This window comes from Streptomyces sp. MST-110588 (assembly GCF_022695595.1).
GTDB lineage: Bacteria > Actinomycetota > Actinomycetes > Streptomycetales > Streptomycetaceae > Streptomyces.
Window position 1 is genome coordinate 210899 of record NZ_CP074380.1, and the last position, 14356, is coordinate 225254.

General features: G+C 69.1%; 12 protein-coding genes, 2 pseudogenes and 1 riboswitch. Of the genes and pseudogenes, 8 read left to right on the forward strand and 6 right to left on the reverse strand.

The genetic code is table 11. The features are described 5' to 3' along the window. Positions 1-113: 113 nt before the first annotated feature. Both KGS77_RS01040 and KGS77_RS01045 read right to left on the reverse strand, forming a co-directional pair. Positions 114-944 carry an ABC transporter permease gene (locus tag KGS77_RS01040; protein ID WP_242578157.1) on the reverse strand — a complete coding sequence of 277 codons (831 nt, stop codon included), beginning with the start codon at positions 942-944 and terminating at the stop codon, positions 114-116. Positions 945-1024: 80 nt separating this feature from the next. Further along, positions 1025-1966 carry an ATP-binding cassette domain-containing protein gene (locus tag KGS77_RS01045; RefSeq protein WP_242578163.1) on the reverse strand — a complete coding sequence of 314 codons (942 nt, stop codon included), beginning with the start codon at positions 1964-1966 and terminating at the stop codon, positions 1025-1027. A 174-nt stretch (positions 1967-2140) separates the two neighbouring features. On the opposite strand from KGS77_RS01045, the gene KGS77_RS01050 reads away from it, so the two are divergent. From KGS77_RS01050 to KGS77_RS01060, 3 genes and pseudogenes are all read left to right on the forward strand, one after another. Continuing rightward, positions 2141-3544 carry a sensor histidine kinase gene (locus tag KGS77_RS01050; RefSeq protein WP_242578165.1) on the forward strand — a complete coding sequence of 468 codons (1404 nt, stop codon included), beginning with the start codon at positions 2141-2143 and terminating at the stop codon, positions 3542-3544. Continuing rightward, positions 3541-4230 carry a response regulator transcription factor gene (locus KGS77_RS01055; protein WP_242578167.1) on the forward strand — a complete coding sequence of 230 codons (690 nt, stop codon included), beginning with the start codon at positions 3541-3543 and terminating at the stop codon, positions 4228-4230. The genes KGS77_RS01050 and KGS77_RS01055 overlap by 4 nt, the downstream gene beginning before the upstream one ends. Before the next feature lie 308 nt (positions 4231-4538). Beyond that, positions 4539-5212, forward strand: a pseudogene (locus KGS77_RS01060) (CBS domain-containing protein). Between the two features lie 81 nt (positions 5213-5293). On the opposite strand, the gene KGS77_RS01065 reads toward KGS77_RS01060, so the two are convergent. Further along, complete coding sequence (locus KGS77_RS01065; protein ID WP_242578168.1) at positions 5294-5695, reverse strand: nitroreductase family deazaflavin-dependent oxidoreductase; 402 nt, start codon at positions 5693-5695, stop codon at positions 5294-5296. A 287-nt stretch (positions 5696-5982) separates the two neighbouring features. Here KGS77_RS01065 and KGS77_RS01070 point away from each other — a divergent pair, with 287 nt between their 5' ends. From KGS77_RS01070 to KGS77_RS01085, 4 genes are all read left to right on the forward strand, one after another. Continuing rightward, entirely contained in the window at positions 5983-6312 is a 330-nt protein-coding gene (locus KGS77_RS01070) for a PadR family transcriptional regulator (protein WP_242578171.1), read from the forward strand. A 2-nt stretch (positions 6313-6314) separates the two neighbouring features. After that, the gene (locus tag KGS77_RS01075) at positions 6315-6707 is read left to right on the forward strand and encodes a DUF1048 domain-containing protein (protein WP_242578173.1); all 393 of its coding nucleotides are present in this window, start codon (positions 6315-6317) and stop codon (positions 6705-6707) included. Between the two features lie 149 nt (positions 6708-6856). Then, positions 6857-8092 carry a serine hydrolase domain-containing protein gene (locus KGS77_RS01080; protein WP_242578182.1) on the forward strand — a complete coding sequence of 412 codons (1236 nt, stop codon included), beginning with the start codon at positions 6857-6859 and terminating at the stop codon, positions 8090-8092. Between the two features lie 416 nt (positions 8093-8508). Further along, positions 8509-8594, forward strand: a riboswitch (ZMP/ZTP riboswitch). Positions 8595-8616: 22 nt separating this feature from the next. Next, on the forward strand, positions 8617-9483 hold the full coding sequence (locus KGS77_RS01085; RefSeq protein WP_242578184.1) for a bifunctional 5,10-methylenetetrahydrofolate dehydrogenase/5,10-methenyltetrahydrofolate cyclohydrolase: 867 nt from the start codon (positions 8617-8619) through the stop codon (positions 9481-9483). 59 nt (positions 9484-9542) lie between these two features. Here the strand turns inward: KGS77_RS01085 and KGS77_RS01090 are convergent, their stop codons facing one another. Further along, positions 9543-9770 carry a recombinase gene (locus KGS77_RS01090; RefSeq protein ID WP_242578186.1) on the reverse strand — a complete coding sequence of 76 codons (228 nt, stop codon included), beginning with the start codon at positions 9768-9770 and terminating at the stop codon, positions 9543-9545. Between the two features lie 136 nt (positions 9771-9906). Between KGS77_RS01090 and KGS77_RS01095 the strand changes: the two genes are divergently transcribed. Beyond that, positions 9907-10536 (forward strand): class I SAM-dependent methyltransferase, encoded by a 630-nt coding sequence (locus tag KGS77_RS01095; protein ID WP_242587233.1) that lies wholly within the window; start codon positions 9907-9909, stop codon positions 10534-10536. 567 nt (positions 10537-11103) lie between these two features. On the opposite strand, the pseudogene KGS77_RS34820 reads toward KGS77_RS01095, so the two are convergent. Together KGS77_RS34820 and KGS77_RS01105 are read right to left on the reverse strand one after the other, a co-directional pair. After that, positions 11104-13083, reverse strand: a pseudogene (locus KGS77_RS34820) (site-specific integrase); the annotation flags it as partial. Next, positions 13080-14261, reverse strand: a complete 1182-nt coding sequence (locus KGS77_RS01105; protein WP_242578188.1) for a site-specific integrase — start codon at positions 14259-14261, stop codon at positions 13080-13082. The pseudogene KGS77_RS34820 and the gene KGS77_RS01105, both read right to left, overlap by 4 nt. Positions 14262-14356 lie beyond the last annotated feature (95 nt).

The window sequence follows — 14356 nt, forward strand, 5'->3', positions numbered from 1 at the left end:
GCTGTTGTGAGTGGCTTCTGACTCATCGGGGGTTTTTCTGCCGGGGCGGTTTCGTGGCTGCGCCGCCCGCCCTTTGTGGCGTCCCTGAGCTGATGGTGTCCGGGCGGCGCCGTTCACTGATCTCGGTGGTGGACGACAGTAATGGTCACGGCGGCGGCGAGGACGGCCCAGACCGCGTAGACCGTCCACGCCCCGCCGGCCGTCCATGGGAAGGGCACCTCGTACGGGCCGGTCCAGGCCAGCCGCTTCCATGCGCTGTAGGGCATCGTGTGATTGAGGACGGCCGACCAACGGCGGTCGTCGCTGGTGACCAGGGGCAGTACCAGGGCGATCACCACCGTGCCGACCACAGCGGTCGCGCTGTGCCGCAGCACCGCGCCGACGGCCATCCCGACGAGGGCTGCGACCGGCGCGAGCAGCGCGGAGGACACGACGAGCCGCAGGGCGCCCGGTTCGCCGATCGGGACGCCGACGTTCCGGCCGGAGAGGATCGCCTGGGAGAGGGCGAAGGAGGCCGCCGCGACGAGCGCGCCGTACACGGTCGTGACGGCCGCGACGACGAGCACCTTGGCCGCCGTCAGCGAGCGGCGTGCCGGGACCGCGGCGAAGGCCGTACGGATCGCGCCGGTGCCGTACTCGCCGGTGACCGTGACGGCGCCGATGGCGCCGACGGCCAGCATCAGGACCGTAGCGGCGTTGGGGGTGAAGGCGTCCCGCAGCGGTCCCCCGGCGGCGACGAAGCCTGCCCGGCCGCTCGCGTCGTACTGGTACCAGTAGAGGTAGTTGTTGTAGGCGGCGCCCACGTTGAAGCCGATCACGGTCAGCGCGCTGATCAGGAGGGACCAGACGGTCGGGCGCAGCGTCCACAGCCGGAGCCATTCGGCGGCGAGGAGGTCGCGGAAGCGGGCGCGGGGCTCGGGGCCCGCGAGGACGGACGTGGTCACCGGGTGCGTCCCCGGCCGGGTCACCGGGTGCGTCCCCGGCTGGGTCACCGAGCGTGTGGTCGGGCGCGGGGTGGGATGTGTCATCGGGCGTCTCCCGCGAGGTACTCGACGCTGTCGGCGGTCAGTTCCATGAAGGCTTCCTCCAGTGACGCGGTACGGGTGGTGAGTTCGTGGAGCGGGACTCCGTGCCGGAAGGCGAGTTCGCCGATCCGGGCCGCGGACAGGCCGGTGACCGTGAGCCGTCCGCCGCCCTCGGTCCGCACCTCCGCGCCCTGGGCCGTCAACGCGTCCGTCAGGGCGGTGGTCCGGGCAGTGGTGCCGGTGGTGTCGGAGATGCCCACCGTGACCGTCAGGCGGGCGCCACGGGCCGCGTACTCCAGGAACTCCGGCAGGCTCTGCGCGGCGATCAGCCGGCCCTTGCCGACCACGACGAGCTGGTCGGCGGTGTTCTCCATCTCGGACATCAGGTGACTGGAGACCAGGACGGTACGGCCCTGGGCGGCCAGCCGGCGGAAGAGGCCGCGCACCCACTTCACGCCCTCCGGGTCGAGCCCGTTGAGCGGCTCGTCGAACAGCAGCACCGGCGGATCGCCGAGCAGCGCGGTGGCGATGCCCAGGCGTTGCCGCATCCCGAGGGAGAACCCGCCGACGCGGCGCCGCGCCGCGCTCGCCAGACCGACTTCCTCCAGCACCTCTGCCACCCGCTTGCGCGGGATGCGGTTGCTGCGGGCCAGTACGGACAGATGGGCGAGCGCGCTGTGTCCGCCGTGCACATCGCCCGCGTCCAGCAGCGCGCCGACGTGCCGCAGCCCGCGCGGCCGGTCCCGGAAGCGGCGGCCGTCCACGGTGACGGTGCCGGCGGTGGGGTCCTGGAGACCCAGGATCAGGCGCAGGGTGGTGCTCTTGCCCGCGCCGTTGGGGCCGAGGAATCCGGTGACCTGCCCGGGTCGCACGGTGAAGGTCAGATCCTGGACGGCCGTGTGGGAGCCGTAGCGCTTGGTGAGTTCGTTGACTTCGATCACCCGGCCCACGGTGCCGCCGGCCGCCTGGGTACGTCATCGGACCGCTGCCGACATTCGCCGGGGCAGATGTCGACCGTGGCTGTACAGCCCTGGGTGTATAGCTATGGCTGTACAGCCCTGGGTGTACAGCTACGGTCCGATGCCCAAGCTGGGGAACGCGCATACGATCGGCGCATGTCAGCCGTGCCGCCCCGCCCCTTGCTCAAACACGTGCCGCCAGGCGTCTGGACCGCGCTGGCCTGGTGCGCGGGCGTGGTGCTGACATTCCTGATGCGCGTCAGACTGCCCGGTGAGTGGGAGCCCGCCATGCGTCCCGGGGCGTACTTCAGCCACCGGTGGCACGGCCTCGCGCTGCTCCTCCTGACCACCGCCGCGGCCACCGCCCTGGCGCTGGTGGGCAGTTGTCTGCTGCGCCGCCGGCCGCTGCCGGCGCTGGCCTCGCTGCTCGCCGCTTCCACCGTCGCCACCATCCCTCTGGGCGTGGGAGAGATTCCCATGGCGCAGTTCCTGGCCGTCGATGTGGCGCTGTACTTCGTCACGGCCACCCATCCGCGCCGGACCGGCGTCACCGCCCTGGTGCTGGCACTGGCCGTACTCGGCGGATACCTGACCACGCGGCTGCTGTCCGGCTGGCCCGTGGGGACCTCGGCGGAGCTGGCGGTGGCGATGACCGCCGTCATCGCCTGCCTGACCGGCCATTCGACACGCCAGGCCCATGAGTACGCCGAGGGGCTGCGCGCCCGTGCCGCGGCGCAGGCCGTCACCGCCGAACGGCTGCGGATCGCCCGCGAGATGCACGACACGGTCGCGCACAGCATCGGCATCATCGCCCTCCAGGCCGGCGCGGCACGGCGGGTCATCGACAACCGGCCGGAGCTGGCGCGCGAGGCGCTGGGCGAGATCGAGACGGCGGGCCGGGAGACGCTGTCGGGCCTGCGGCGGATGCTCGGCGCGCTCCGTCAGGCCGAACCGGTGCGGGCGTCCCGGACCGCGATGCCGGGCGCGGCACTCGATCCGCCATCCAGCCCGGGGTCCGATTCGTCGTTCGCCCCGGGGTCCGATTCATCGCTCGCCCCGGGATCCGGTCCGCTGCCGGGCCTGGCCGACGTCGACCAACTGGCCGCGACGACGACGACGGCCGGCGTACACGTCGAGGTGCGGTGGCGGGGCGAGCGGCGCCCGCTGCCCCCGGAGATCGACATCTCGGCGTACCGCATCATCCAGGAGGCGGTCACCAACGTCGTACGCCACGCGGGCGCCTCCTCTTGTCAGGTGTCCGTCACCTGCCGGGAGGAGGAGGTGTCCATCGAGGTCCTGGACGGCGGCCCCGGCCGTGGCACCGCCTCCGTACCCGGCAGGACCGCACCCGGCACATATACCGGTACCGGCACGTGCGCCAGCATCGGTACGGGCATCAGCACTGGTGCGAGCATCGGTGCCGATACCGGCACCGGATACGGTCTGGCCGGGATGCGCGAGCGGGTCGCGCTGCTGCACGGCGAGTTCTCCGCCCGGCCCCGCCCCCACGGCGGCTTCCGGGTGAGCGCCCGGCTGCCCGTACCGACAGGAGTGAGATGACCGTCCCCGCCGCCTTCCCTGCCGCCGTTCCCGTCCGCGTCGTACTGGCCGACGACCAGCCCCTGATCCGGGCCGCCCTCCAGATGGTCATCACCGAGGCACCCGACCTGGAGTCCGTCGGTGAGGCCGGGACGGGCGCCGAGGCGGTCCGGCTGGCCGAGGAACTGCGCCCCGACGTCGTGGTGATGGACATCCGCATGCCCGGCACGGACGGCATCGAAGCCACCCGGCTGATCACCGAGGGCCCCAGCCGGGCCCAGGTCATCGTCCTGACCACCTTCGACGACGACGAATACGTCTACGGCGCGCTGCGTGCGGGCGCGTCCGGATTCCTCGTCAAGGACATGGCGCTGGACGACATCCTCGCCGCGATCCGTGTCGTGGCCGCCGGGAACGGCCTGATCGCGCCGGGCATCACCCGCCGTCTGATCAAGGAGTTCGCCGGCCGCCCCGCCTCCGCGCCGCCACGGCGGGAGGTCAGCGGCGTCACCGAGCGGGAGCGCGAGGTACTGGCCCTGGTCGGAAGCGGGCTGACCAACGCCGAGATCGCCGGCCGGCTGCACATCAGCGTCGCCACGGCCAAGACGTACGTGACGCGGCTGCTCGCCAAGCTCGGCGCCCGCGACCGGGTCCAGCTCGTCATCATCGCCTACGAAGCGGGCCTGGCGACGGTGCCGGCCCGATGAGTGGCCCGGTGCCCTGGACCCGCACCGTGCCGCCGTGTGATGGTTCCAGAACGGCCTGAGACGGACCCCCGGAGCAGGGCGACCGGATCAAGACACCCGGAGCACGGCATCCGGAGCAAGACATCCGGATCAGGGCCTCGGAGCGCTGCACGCGGGGCCCGCCGCGCCATGAACTGGAGCTCGAACTCGCCTTGTGACGGCGACGGCACCTCACCGGTCCGGTACCCGTACCGGACCGACACCCGTACCGGTACCGGTGAGGCGGCGGCCGTCCCTACGGAACGGAGCCCGTGATGGAGGAATCCGCCATGGAGGTCGGGAGTCGCGGTCCGCGCACCGTCGGCGATGTGATGACCCGTACCGTGATCGCCATCGGGCGCGGCACGCCCTTCAAGGAGATCGTCAGGACGATGGAGCAGTGGAAGGTCAGCGCGCTGCCCGTGGTCGAGGGTGAGAGCCGGGTGGTCGGCGTGGTGTCCGAGGCCGATCTGCTCTCGAAGCAGGAGTTCCGCGACCACACCCCTCCCGCATCGAGCAGATGCGGGTGCTGGAGGCGCTGGTGAAAGCCAGTGGTGTGGTGGCCGAGGAACTGATGACGGCTCCCGCCGTCACCGTGCACGCCGACGCCACGCTCGCCCAGGCCGCCCGCACCATGGCCTGGTACAAGATCAAGCGGATGCCGGTCGTGGACGACGAGGGCAGGCTGGAGGGCGTCGTCAGCCGCAGCGACCTTCTGAAAGTCTTTCTGCGCGAGGACGAGGACATCGCGCGGGAGGTACGGCGCGATGTCCTGCGACAGGTCTTCCGGGGCCGGGCGAAGGACGTCACCGTCCGGGTCGTGGAAGGAGTCGTCACCCTGACCGGAACGGTGTCGGACACCTCGCTCGTCCCGGTGGCCGAGCGCCTGGTGCGGGCGATCGAAGGTGTCGTCGACGTCGAGGTCGGTCTCACGGGCGGTGCCGGGCAGCAGCCGTCTTTGTGACAGGCGCCGACGCGGTACGGGCTTGGTGAGGAGCGACGGTGCGGTACGGATGGCCCGGCCCCGGAAGTGAAGCGGAGGCGTTCAGACGCGCTCCAGCACCACCACGGGAATCTCGCGGTCGGTCTTGCGCTGGTAGTCGTCGTAGGCGGGCCAAGTAGCGGTCATCGTGCGCCACATGTCCGGCTTCTCCTCCGGGTTCGCCGTACGGGCACGGGCGGTGAAACGTTCACCCTTGACCTGCACCTGTACCTCGGGGTCCGCCTGGAGGTTGAGGTACCAGGCGGGCGGGGTGTCGGCGCCTCCGTTGGAGGCCACGACGAGCAGGTCCTGACCGTACTCCTGGTAGATCAGCGGGGTGCTGCGCCGCTCCCCGCTCCTGCGGCCGGTGGTGGTCAGGATCAGGACGGTGGTGTTCTGCCAGTCATGGCCCTCCGCGCCGTCGGTCTCGACATAGCGCTTGACGTGCTCGCTGCCGAACAGCATCCGTGGTCTCCTTCGTTCGTCGGTCTCGTCACCAGCCGGGCAGGGCACGGCTCGGCGTCACCGGCCCGGAACAGTACGGTACGGCTTCACGTCACCGGCCTTCGAAACGGTACGGCTTCGCGTCACCGGCCCGGGGCCGTCCGACGCGTCAGACCGGTCAGGCAAGGGGACGGCCGAGGGGAGAGCTCCCGCCCAAACCACCTACTCCTTCTTGCTAAGTACCGGTAGTCAGCGTTACGGTGTACCAGTACCCAGTAACACTGAACACCTCGGGAAGGAGGTGCCCCATGGCCAAGCTGCTGACGGAGATGCTCAAGGGCACGCTGGACGGCCTCATCCTCGCGTCCCTGTCCGGCCGGCCCGCGTACGGCTACGAGATCACCGCACGGCTGCGGGAACAGGGCTTCTCCGACATCGCCGAAGGCACCGTCTACGCACTGCTTCTGAGGATGGAAAAGCGCGGCCTGGTCGACGTGGAGAAGGTGCCCTCCGAGAAGGGCCCGCCGCGCAAGGTGCACTCCCTGAACGCGCAGGGGCGGGAGTACCTCGAAGAGTTCTGGAGGACATGGAGCTTCCTCACAGAACGACTGGAACAGCTCCGCGAAGGGGGAAAGTAACCATGTCCGATGTTGAAAAGAGCGGTTTCCTCTCGAAGGTGATCGGTCCCAAGAAGCGCTGGCGCGCGTACAAGGCGCGCATCAGGACGCTTCCCTCGGACCACCGGGCCGCGGTCGAGGCGATCGAGAAGTACCTGATGCACTTCGTACCGATCGATGAAGACAGCAATGCGTCGATGTTCGAAGACCTCGCCGACCTGTTTGAGCAGGCTGCGGCGGATGGCACGCCGATCCGCGAGATCGTTGGAGAGGACCCGGCGGAGTTCGCCGAGGCGTTCGCCCAGAACTACTCCGAGGGTGGTTACGTGCCTGCCCGCGCACGGACCAAGCTCACCGACGACATCGCGCGTGCCGCCGCCGGTAACGAGGCCACAGCCGAGGACACGACGGCCTGATCGCGCCGCAGTACATCGCCCTCCAAGGGCTGAGCACCACTTTCATCGACTGCCTGCCCGCGCGGTCGCCGGCCCATGACCGGCCGGCGGCCTCCCGCGCATGCCCGCGGCACCGTCGAGACCGACCAGAGCGTGCAAGGAGATACAGGATGGGAAACGGCAACAACGGCTTCTCCGAAGCAGGGCTCCGCAGACTGCGCGAGGTGCTGGAACGGCATGTGGAGTCCAAGAAGATTCCCGGGCTCGTGGCCCTGGTCGGCCGGGGCGAGGAGACCCATGTCGAGGCGATCGGGACGATGCGCCATGACGGCGGCACCCCCATGCGCCGGGACACCATCTTCCGCATGGCGTCCACGACCAAGCCCGTCGCGGTCGCCGCGACCATGGTTCTGCTGGACGAGTGCCGGCTGCGACTGGACGACCCGATAGACCAGTGGCTGCCCGAACTCGCCGACCGGCGGGTCCTGAAGCGGCCCGACAGCCCGCTGGAGGAGACCGTACCGGCGCGGCGTCCGATCACCGTACGCGACCTGCTCACCTCGACCTGCGGCCTCGGACTGGACATGACGGCGACCGGCTCCCCGATGATGGGCGCGTACTTCGCGCAGAGGGTCTACGGCGAGAACGGATGGATGCTGCCGGCCGTGGAGCCGGACGAGTGGATGCGCCGCCTGGGTGCACTTCCGCTGATGTACCAGCCCGGAGAGCGGTGGCTCTACAACGTCAGCGACGACGTGCTGGGCGTGCTCGTCGCCCGAGTGACCGGCCAGTCCTTCGAGGCGTTCCTGCGCGAGCGCATCTTCGATCCGCTGGGCATGAAGGACACCGGCTTCCACGTGCCCGCTGACAAGATCGACCGGCTGCCGCCCCTGTACGCCCCCGATCCGCAGACCGGGGAGTTCACGGTGGAGGACCCGGCCGAAGGGGGCCACCACAGCCGACCCCCGGCGTTCCAGTCCGGCGGCGGCGGACTGGACTCCACCGTCGACGACTACCACGCCTACTTCCGGATGCTGCTCAACCACGGAATGCACGGCACCGAACGGATCCTGTCCCGGCCCGCGGTCGAGCTGATGACGTCCAACCGCCTCACACCGGAGCAGACTGCCGCCCTGCAGTCCTGGGCCCGCAGCGTCGTCCACCTGTCACATGGTCAGGGGCAGACCGGAGGCTGGGGCTTCGGGATGACGGTGCGCACCTACCGCGGCGACTACGCGCCGATCGGCCAGTTCGGCTGGGACGGCGGAGCCGGCACCACGACATACGCCGACCCGCACAACCAGCTCGTCGGCATCCTGCTCACCCAGACCGGGATGTCCACCCCGGACTCGGCGCGGGCCATGCAGGACTTCTGGACCACCCTCTACCAGGCCATCGACGACTGACCTGCCTACCTGGCCAAAGCATCCGGTCCGGTGGGTTCTGCGACAGCTTCAGCCGGCCGAGCCGGTACGCGCCGATCTCTTCCATCCGCTCCAGCGCGCGGGCAAACGCCGTGCCCGTCGTCCGCGTCGGCGGCCGGCGCAGCGGCCAGCCGTCCTCGACCACACAGCGGGCCAATCGCAAGCGTCCGGTCTCGGTCAGCGGCGCGTTACGGTGGGGCATGAGGGCCTTTCTGGTCGTCGGTGCTTCTCTGCACTTCACCCTCACGGGTGAAGGGAGGCATGTGACTCGTCAAAGCGCCTCCGAGAGGGATGGGATGGGATCAGGGCGGAGATGGTCGTTGACCGCCGAGCCCTGGCAAGTCGCTTCCTGGCCGAGAGCGCTGATCTGTATGGGCAGGGTGCGTCGACTACAGTGCGGTGTGGGCCGTGACTGGCGCTGAGGTGGAGTACCACCGGGGAGCGGTCTGACGAGATGTCGTTGCCGTGCGCCTGGGCGAGTGGTCAGCAACGCCTGGAGGACAATCATGTCCGCGACTCAGACGGCCCAGCTCATGGACGGCACCAGCCTTGCCAAACGCATCGTCGAAGAGGCTGCGGTCAAGGCCACGGAGATTTCGCAGCGCACGGGCACTGCCCCCTGCCTGGCGACGGTACTGGTGGGAGAGGACCCCGCGTCGGTCACGTATGTCCGTATGAAGCGGGCGCGCTGCGCGAAGGCAGGTATCCAGTCTCGGCACATCGGTCTGCCTGCCACCACCACGACCGCCGAGCTGATCGACATCCTGGCCGGGTTGTCCGGCAATCCGGAGGTGCACGGCATCCTGCTCCAGCATCCTTGCGGTCCGCACATCGACGAGCGCGCGGCGTTCGAGGCCATCGCCCCGGAGAAGGATGTCGACGGGGTCACCATGCATTCCTTCGCCGCGATGAGCTTTGGTCTGCCGGGCTTCGTGTCCTGCACGCCGGGCGGGATCATGCGCCTGCTGGAGGCATACGACGTCGACCTCGCCGGCAAGCACGCCGTCGTGGTGGGCCGCAGCGCGATCCTCGGCAAACCGGTGGGCATGCTCCTGCTCGCCAAGGACGCAACGGTGACGTACTGCCACTCGCGGACGGCGGACTTGTCGAGGATGGTCCAGGAAGCCGACGTTGTGGTGGCGGCCGTGGGACGCCCCCGGCTGATCCGGGGGGAGGACATCAAGCCCGGCGCGGTGGTGATCGATGCCGGATACAACCCGGGCAACGTCGGCGATGTGGACTTTGACACCGCCCTCACCCGCGCCCGTCTGATCACTCCGGTGCCCGGCGGCGTCGGGCCGATGACCATCGCCGTCCTGCTCGCACAGACCGTGAACGCCGCCGCAAACCAGTTCGGAATCCAGCACCACTGACCTCGGCGCCGCCGACAATTCCGTGGCAAGTACCCAGTGAGACATCGGCCTGGCGAAGGTCACTGCGACTCTTTCGGACGGCGGGGTGCGGGGATGCCGAGATCGACAAGTGGTCGCTGGACTCGACGTCGCGTCTCATCGCGCTTGGAGCGGAGGAAGGTGAGCGTGAGGTTGATGCCTTCGACCTCGCCAAGCCAGTTCTCGTCCTCGGCCCGCCGGAGGCGGGCAAGAAGGTCGGATTCGAGTTCTTCGAGCCGGTCGAGCATCTTCGGGTTGATGTGGAGCATCGGGCAGCGGATGCAAGCTTCTCTGAACTAACGAGAGCGTCCCGAGATCAGGTGACGGGACACTCACTCCTGAGGGAAGGGGCCGGTATGGGGCCGGAGAACGGCTGCGAACGGCGTGGGTGCTAGTTTCCTTCCCGTGTTAAGACACCAGGACGAGACCAGGGCGGCCTACGACGGAGTCGTCGACTTGTATGCGTCGATGTTCGCCAATCGATTGGAGACGCAGCCGTTCGCGCGGAACATGATCGGCACCTTCGCCGAGCTCGTGCGCGGCACGGGGAACCTTCGGGTAGCCGACGTCGGGTGCGGCCCCGGTCATCTGACGGCCATGCTGCACGACTTGGGGCTGGACGCCTTCGGGTTCGACCTCTCCCCGGCCATGGTCGACCACGCTCGGCGAGCCCAGCCAGCACTGCGGTTCGACGAAGCGCGAATGGAAGCCCTGCCGGTCGAGGACGGCGCGCTCGGCGGAGTGCTGGCCCACTACTCGATGATCCATACCCCACCTGGAGAACTGCCCGCGCTGCTCGCCGAGCAGGTGCGTGTCCTGGCACCAGGGGGCCTGCTCCTGGTGTCCCTCTTCGGGACCGAGGGACCGGAGCCGGTCCGCTTCGACCACAAGGTGACGCCCGCCTACAGCTGGCCGGCGGACCGGTTCGCCGAGCTGCTGGCCGGGGTCGGCCTCGTCACGTTCGCCCGGCTGCTCCACGACCCAGCGACCGAGCGGGGCTTCCTCGACACCCATTTGCTGGCCCGCCGCCCGTAGGGCGTGGGTCGTCGTGGCCTGGGTCGGGGTGGTGTAGATCATCCGCGTGGCTGAGGGTCGTCTAACTTGAAGGTCCTCATTCGTGTCGCGATCTGGCTGAAGCGGGGCATGCCGAGATCGATCACTTGGCGTTGACGGACTTGCTCTGCATCGAGCTGGGTGAGCTTCTCCTCTGCGCCGACGAGGCTGACCTGGAGGCCCTCGACTTCGCCCAGCCATCCTTCCCGCTCCGCCTCGGCGATCCGGGGCGTTCAGGTTGTCGCGGATGTCGATCAGCCGTGACCGCTGGGCTGGATCAGGCCGGAGGAGCGAGCATCTGACACAAGCGTGCTCATGGATGCAGGGGGATCCGAAGGCGCGTGCGCAGGTGCCGATGGACACCTTCCGCTTCTCGAAGTGCGCGAGGAAGGAGTCCCACTCCTCCTCTGTCGGGATCCGGTACTCCTCGCCGGGGCGGCAGGCCCGTCGGCGGGCGATGAACGCCCGGTGGGCCTCGATCGTCTCGGCAGGGTAGACCGCCTTGTATCCGATCGTGGTGTCGATGCTCTTGTGACCGCAGATGACCTGGGCAATATGCGGGGGCAGTCCGTTCATGATGGCATCGGTGACGAAGATCCTTCGAAAGTCGTGGGGAGAGAAGGACAGTGACTCACCTTCGGCGTTGGTCAGCCCGGTCGCGGCCAGCGCATTGATCAGCAGCTTGCGGATCGCGGTCGGTGTGAAAGCGCGGCGCTCGGAGCCGATGCCGCGCTGGAACAGCAGCGGCATCGGCGGGTTCCAGACCTTCTCACGGACGTCATAGGCGGCCACCAGCGGAACCATCCCGCCGGAGCCACGCAGTCGGCTGATGATGGCGCTGAGGACGTCGGCGAGTTCCGGGCTGACCAGCAGGAGTCGCTCGGTGTCGGTCTTGGACGGGGCGATCTGCAGCAGCGGGACGACCTCGCCGGTGGACGGGAGCTGGTACTGGGTGACGCTGTGGTGCGTGAGTTCTAGAAGTTCCTCGTTGCGAACGCCGGTCAGGCGCAGGACCTCGATCGCTGCGAACGCCCAGAAGGCTTCCTCTTCTTCATAGGACAGGTTCCGACGGCGCCCGCTGGAAGTCTCCTCGGCCCACGTGAGGTGGCCTGCGGCCTTGGGAACGATGGCTCTGCGCAGGACCCCGCCGGTGCCGGGGATCAGTTCTCCGGGCTCGGTGTCTCCCGCCGCTTGGAGCAGGCCGGCGGCTTCGCGGCGCCGCCGGTCGGTGGTGCTGACCAGGATGAGGAGGACAGGCAGCCGCTCACGGGTGCGCTGATCCATCCGAGCTTTGCGCCTCTTGCATTCCTTTGCCTTGTGGATCTCGTCGTCGCTGATCGGACAGGGCACGGCCCATGGCCCCCAACGGGCCGGTTCCTCGGCTGCCCATTGCGCGATGTCGAGGTAGAACGCTCGGACGCGAATGAGTTCGTCCTTGGCGTTGAGTCGCGGGCTGGAGACCTCGACGCTCTTGCCGTCGGCGCCGACGACGGTGCGCTTCTTGACCTTCAGATCGTCCTTCCAGGCGCGAGCCACCGCAGGAGGCAGCCGCAGTGTGTCGATTCCCGGCGCCAGAGCTTCGATTCGGGCCCAGAACAGGCCCGCGAGCGTGCGCGAGATCGCGTCCAGGCTGGCGAAGTCCAGCGATGGTTGGCGCTCGCGCAGATAGTCCACGATCACGTCGCGTACCGGTTGGCACTGGATCCGGTAGCGGTCCACCAGCTCTTCGATGCTCAACTGGCCCAGGGCGAGCCCGAAGACACGAATCGTGGCCGGGGCATCCTCGGGGAAGATGCCCATGGCCCGCAGCCGCAGGTAGAAGTCGACCTTCTTCTGTCCGCCGCGGGCGTGCACCTGGCGCTGGGTATCGACGAGCTCCACGCAGTCGCCGACGGTGATGTCGCCGATCCGTCCGCCCTTGCAGGCCAGCAGGGTGGCGATCCGCGTCGCGGCGATCTGCGCATCCTTGCGCGAGCTCGCTGGCCCGGCGGCGGCCAGCTGGTGCAGGCGCGCGAATCCGTCCGGGTCTCGGACTTCGGCCATCACGGAGGCGAGATACCGGTGCGTGCGGGTGAGCATCCAGGGCAGAGCAGGACGGATGACGTCTCCGCAGATCAGCATGAGCAGCCCGGAGGTCAGGTCTTCCCGGTCATGCGACGGTGTGGGCCCGCGCTCGTTCAGCCACCGCTGTGGGAGTTCCGCCCAGGCGGCTCCGCACAAGTTCTCGGCCCCCGTGGCCATCCAGCGCTGCTGCCAGGTTTCCCCGGGTTGGCTCGACAGCCAGTGCAGCAGCTTGGTCACCCCACGGCGGCGTCCGGCTCGGGTGCCGTTCGCCGCCGGAAGGAACGGCGGCGCCGTCAGGCGTCGCAGCGTCTCCTCAGACGACTGCGCGGTCTGGGGCCACACCCGTTCCACGGTCCGGGCCGGGAACTGCTCCCGCAGCCGGCTGTTCCGCGCCTGGGCCTGCTCCGCAGTCGCGTTCGTGATCTCCAACGGCTTGCGCGTCACGTGCTTCACGATGGCTGTCATGACGAGCGCCCGAACAGGACGTCCAGCGACGCCGGGCCGTAGCCCGGTGGCGGCGGCGAAGGCATCGGCTGAATGTTCTTGCGGGCTTGACGTGCGTGGTGAGCCAGCACGCCAGCTACGACCTCGTCCTTGTGCGGCGTCAGATATACCTCTGTGGCGGACAGGTGAGCGTGTCCGAGTACCCACTGCACGTCGGACAGCGTCAGCTTCGGGTCGCGCACCATGCGGGCGGCCGCGCTGTGCCGCAGGTCGTGAAGGGTCCAGTCGGCGCCGAGGGAGGCGTTGACGCGCTCGAACATCCGGTGGGCACCGTGATAGGTCAGGGGCCGGATCGGGTCTCGCCGTGTCCACCACACCGGCTGGGTGCGGCCTCGCGCAACCTGGCCTTGTACCTCCTGCTGGTAGAGGCGCAGCCATACGAATGCGTCCGCCGATGCCGGCACCTGCTGGACCGCCTGCGAGCCCTTGCGCACCACACTGATCAACTGCTGGCCGGGGTCGACATCGCGCTGCCGCATGCCGATCAGTTCCGAAGCCCGCACCCCGGTGGAGATCCAGAAGGCGACCAAGGCCCGGTCGCGGTTGGAGGGCAACGCCGCGAACAGCTTGTTGAGCCATGCTTCCGGAATCGAGCGCGGGATCCGCCGCGGCAGGCTCGGCCGGTAGCGGCCCACCCGCTCGGGCCTCCAGCCGTCCATCGGATTGTGGTGCGCGTGAGCCCGCCCAGAGCGGCGGGACAGATCCAGCGGGAACGGGTTGAGCAGCGGACCGGTCCCCGCATCGCGGTGCACATCGTAGAACCGCCGCAGGACCGTCTCGCTATGCACGACGGTGGCCGGAGCGTACCCGGATCCGGTCGATGGCTTCCCGGTCACCGGGTTCGCGGCACTGGCTCCCCGTACCGCCTGCGGCCCCTGGGCCTTGACCTTCCTGGGTTTGACAGTCTCCTGGATCCAGCAGCTGAAGTCCCGGGCCTCCCGACGGGTCGCCCGATCCCAGGGAACGTCCACGGCCCGCAGGAACCGCCACCACCGCAACAGATCCATCCCGTAGGAACGAACCGTCGACGGCGCTTTCCCAGCCGCCAGCAACTCCTGGAAGTAGACGGCGACCGCCTCGACGGCCGCTCCGTCGGGATCGATCAGCCGATACGGCTCGTACCGGTCGCCGGTCTCCACCAGCCGACCCCACCGGGGAACCACCAGAGCTGCCAAATCCCGTCGGGGAGCATCGTTCATCACGACCGGTGAACGTAGTGCCCAATGACTCCATC

Excerpts from the sequence above, each read along its gene's own strand:
- KGS77_RS01090 (WP_242578186.1), bottom strand. The coding sequence starts at position 9,770 with ATGCTCCACATCAACCCGAAGATGCTCGACCGGCTCGAAGAACTCGAA.
- KGS77_RS01080 (WP_242578182.1), top strand. The coding sequence starts at position 6,857 with ATGGGAAACGGCAACAACGGCTTCTCCGAAGCAGGGCTCCGCAGACTG.
- KGS77_RS01070 (WP_242578171.1), top strand. The coding sequence starts at position 5,983 with ATGGCCAAGCTGCTGACGGAGATGCTCAAGGGCACGCTGGACGGCCTC.
- KGS77_RS01055 (WP_242578167.1), top strand. The coding sequence starts at position 3,541 with ATGACCGTCCCCGCCGCCTTCCCTGCCGCCGTTCCCGTCCGCGTCGTA.
- KGS77_RS01065 (WP_242578168.1), bottom strand. The coding sequence starts at position 5,695 with ATGCTGTTCGGCAGCGAGCACGTCAAGCGCTATGTCGAGACCGACGGC.
- KGS77_RS01075 (WP_242578173.1), top strand. The coding sequence starts at position 6,315 with ATGTCCGATGTTGAAAAGAGCGGTTTCCTCTCGAAGGTGATCGGTCCC.
- KGS77_RS01085 (WP_242578184.1), top strand. The coding sequence starts at position 8,617 with ATGTCCGCGACTCAGACGGCCCAGCTCATGGACGGCACCAGCCTTGCC.
- KGS77_RS01050 (WP_242578165.1), top strand. The coding sequence starts at position 2,141 with ATGTCAGCCGTGCCGCCCCGCCCCTTGCTCAAACACGTGCCGCCAGGC.